Source organism: Pseudomonas sp. MF08817, assembly GCF_059862705.1.
In genome coordinates this window covers 1-3,614 of record NZ_JCBCUY010000080.1, presented here as the reverse complement: position 1 = coordinate 3,614, position 3,614 = coordinate 1, and the positions used below count along the sequence as shown (strand labels likewise).

The 3,614-nt window shown below is 44.5% G+C and carries 3 protein-coding genes; all 3 read right to left on the bottom strand.

Going from position 1 to position 3,614, the window contains the following annotated elements:
• Positions 1-121: 121 nt before the first annotated feature.
• From AC19YR_RS24585 to AC19YR_RS24575, 3 genes are read right to left on the bottom strand one after another with little or no spacing between them, the layout of a single operon-like run.
• On the bottom strand, positions 122-466 hold the full coding sequence (locus AC19YR_RS24585) for a hypothetical protein (RefSeq protein WP_500600427.1): 345 nt from the start codon (positions 464-466) through the stop codon (positions 122-124).
• Positions 463-1,935 (bottom strand): site-specific integrase, encoded by a 1,473-nt coding sequence (locus AC19YR_RS24580; protein WP_080761392.1) that lies wholly within the window; start codon positions 1,933-1,935, stop codon positions 463-465. Before AC19YR_RS24580 ends, AC19YR_RS24585 begins: the two co-directional genes overlap by 4 nt.
• A 3-nt stretch (positions 1,936-1,938) precedes the next feature.
• Positions 1,939-3,177, bottom strand: coding sequence for a site-specific integrase (locus AC19YR_RS24575; protein WP_069553525.1), 1,239 nt, complete (start codon positions 3,175-3,177; stop codon positions 1,939-1,941).
• Positions 3,178-3,614: the final 437 nt, after the last annotated feature.

Below are 3,614 nucleotides of genomic sequence, written 5' to 3'. Positions count from 1 at the left end.
CTGAGTCAGCTGCCGGTAATGCGTAGTCATCTGCGCTTGAATCCTTCGGTGTGAGAGCCTGGATTCTACCGGTGGCTGACTCTCTGCCTATCGTTTCAAACGTTGCACTTATTCTATGAATTCAGGGATTCAATCGTGAGATTTCTTTACTACCCATTTCCAAATCAAGCCTAACTAATGCCTCGATGGAGGCGAATGCACCATCAGCGGTTACACCCGCTTGGACTCGCTTTGCTGCTATATACACTTTAGCAACTAATCTAAGCTCGTCATTTCTAATACGGCAAAATCTCAAATTGTATTGCGACAGATTTCCAGGGCGTTCAACCCAGTCGAGAATATTCCATTCATCACAAAAAAAATCGACTGAAGGCTTTAACCCCTCAACAAGTGATGCTGCCAAATTTATCAAAGGCTCTGGGAGGCCATGACCACGCAACTTTGAGTGAATATCCATCTTCGTCATTCCCCACTATTGATCCTAGCCATAACATCGTTAACCGCTTGGTATACGCGCTCCAGCTCTTTCAGTATCTTACTCCTTTCCTTTCCACCCTCAGCTCTACCCCATCTTTCTAATTCAGACTCTAGGTAATCTAAAGATTTTTTATGGTCTGCGTTGCGCCAGGCAATGAAATACCTACAACCATTGTAACAATTAAAAAATGGATGATGCCCACAAGATCCGGACTTGCCACATTCCCCTACTATAGCTGGCTGATTTACGACCGGTATCAATATAGGCATCCCCGAACTCTTATGCCCAAGCTGACCGGCGAAAAATAAACCATTTAACTCTGAGAATATCCCACCTAATTTTCTGTTTGCTCGCTCCAACAACGGGCAAAACTCAGAAGCCAAACAGTCAATGTAAGCATCAGCTGCATGCACGGAGTCATGCTCAAGTACATATTGTATCTCGTCCCTAGACGCGCCTTGGGCGGCCATCTGTGTAGCTCCGCTATGTCGGATTCTATAGGGTGTCAAGATTAGAGGCCTATTCGTACGCGGACTGATCAGCTTTAATCTGCTACACCAGCCAGTTATCGCCCGTCCAAAATTTGATGATTCTCCCTCCCTTGAACTCACTAACAACCTCCCAGTCCTTTCCTGTAACGCCTTAACCTTAGGAGATGAGGAGTACTCGAGAATGGCATTAGCAAGTTGAGTAGTTATGGGCCAAAGCTCTGACGCCTGTCCTGTTTGATATTTTGCCTTAGGCATTCTAAGGAAATATTGGCCCCCTTCTGCCATCGAATCGGGTACCCACAATGCATCACGGAACATTTCATGCAACTGGATAGGTCTCTTTAATGTTTCGAACGAGATCCAAGTAAACAGCCTTGAGGTGAAATCCGCCGTGGATTCCCCCTCTGCAGAAATGATCATTGCTTTTCGAACCACTTCAATTTCGGAGCTTGTTAGCGCCCCGCGCGTCTCGTGCCATTCCAGTATCCTTAAAGTTGGGTGAGGCTTTTTAAGCCTTATAGCCTCTAACTCCAATGCATGAATCTCGTCCGCACCTGCCAACCCCTGAAAAGCAGCGTAAATGTAGAACCTTCGAAACTCGGTCGCCTCCGCATGGGATGATGTCATAACGCTCAACAATTTCCCGAGAGACATATCTGAAAAGTCCTTCCATGAAGGTTGCCAGTGCCTTTCCAAGCAAGAGATCCCCGCGTGCACTGAGCTCAGGATTCTAGGGCAAACCGACTCAAGCTTGTGCACTAGGTACTTTTTGACCACCTCAATAATTACTACTGGGAGCTGGTATCTGCTTAGATCAATAGAATATCTAGCCCTTCTCCACACCGCTTCAACATAATCTGTCGTCACATCAATGAAAAATGGACTACTCGGATCAGCATTACATCTTACATATAGCCGCCCGACTTCATCTTCAAATTCACCAGAATCATTGACTTCAATACCCATTGCTTACCCCTCAAAATTTAACCTCATCAACTCCCTTCTTGCCTTATCCCGAATCGCGCGCCGAGCATAACCTTTTAATGAGTCAGGACTACTCCATCCTCCCATGTAAACTACGTGATCTATTTCCGTAGAATTGTTCTCTAGCAAACTTGCAGCTTCGTAAAGCCTATTGAACACAGCGTGGCGTACGAGATGCCAATGAAAAGCTTTGACACACTCATTGCTAATCATGCAAGCGACTTTATTTGCCGCTGAACAGGATAGTGGATTACCCAGCGAGGCGTTACCGTGAGAGATCAACAGGAATTCGTGGTCTAGATAAGCTGTAAACCCTCCTTTTATTTTTCTTTTAACTCTATATGTATCTACATACTCCTCAATGGCTCTAATCATCCCCTCATCACCAGGACTAAAATAAAGCCGCCTACCAAAAGTTTTAACAAGTGGATTATTGGGAGCTCGCGGATCAGAATAATCTGCCCCTCTATCCTCTATGCGGATAATTTCCAAAAAAGGATATAAACCAGTCAGATCAATATCCACTAGGCGTAATGCTAACAACTCGCCTAGCCTTAATCCAAACCTTCTAACTAAGCGCCACATGATGTAGTTTCTTAGATTCAAGCCGCGAGTCACGTTCGCACTTGAAAGCTGCCCTACTAAAAACCCCTCTATTTTTTTCAATTCATCGTCCGTCAGGTCATGCGCGATTAGCTCTTTTCTGCCGCTCACCATTACACTAGACCAAACTTTCTTATGGCTTTCAATTAAACGAATATAGCTAACATTGACGTCAATACCGGTAGCAAACAAAGGTGTATAGTTCTCAACAAACCAAATTGAGAAAGTGCTGCAGCTTTGTAAGATCTTACAAACATATTTGTTTATCTGGGTCCCATCAACCGGCGGCGATATAATCTTCTCAAGCCAATTGGCAAATTTTCTTACACATCTAAAATCTAGTCCTTTCCCCTCAAGCAGCATGCGCTCGATATCGAGCCCAGTTATGTTTCCCCATGTGAATAAAAAGGCAACGTGGTAGAGCACTGTACGAATACTCGCCTTATAGCGACGATTACCCATTGAATACGCTACTTCGTACAGACTAGCGCTAAGACAAGGTACAAACGTTTCTACTGCCACCAACTGGTACCTAGCTACGTGTTGATGTGAAAACTTAAGAACCTTGTACTCTAACCCTACAGTCCTAACTGATTTAGTTCTTCTAGTTAGTCCAGGCATGAGACATCTCCTTCAGCATCAGTTGCAGAAGTTGTCTTCGAATGAATTTTATCAGCCTGCGACCAAAGCGACTTTAATAAGCCATCCCCAATCGAGTAGTTTGATCTTAACTTAAGACAGCTAGTTGACTTATAATCAACTAGCACGGACAGCAATTGATAACCGGTGAGAATTTCAAACAAAAAACGTATAAATATATTTTTGCCGCCCATATATCCGCACCTTGACATTAGTTTATGTCTTAAAGGTACAGATGCTGGGCCGCGGATAACTCCGTCGTCTGCCAACTATCTAACAACCTACGGTGCTACATGGCGGTCTCAAGGAGCAAGTGCAACAGTCAGTTAACTTTTCTGCACTTGCTAAGCGAACGCAATCCCGCTTCCAAAACATCATCATCAATGGACGTCTGACCGAACCGAGCCGATCTGCTTGCA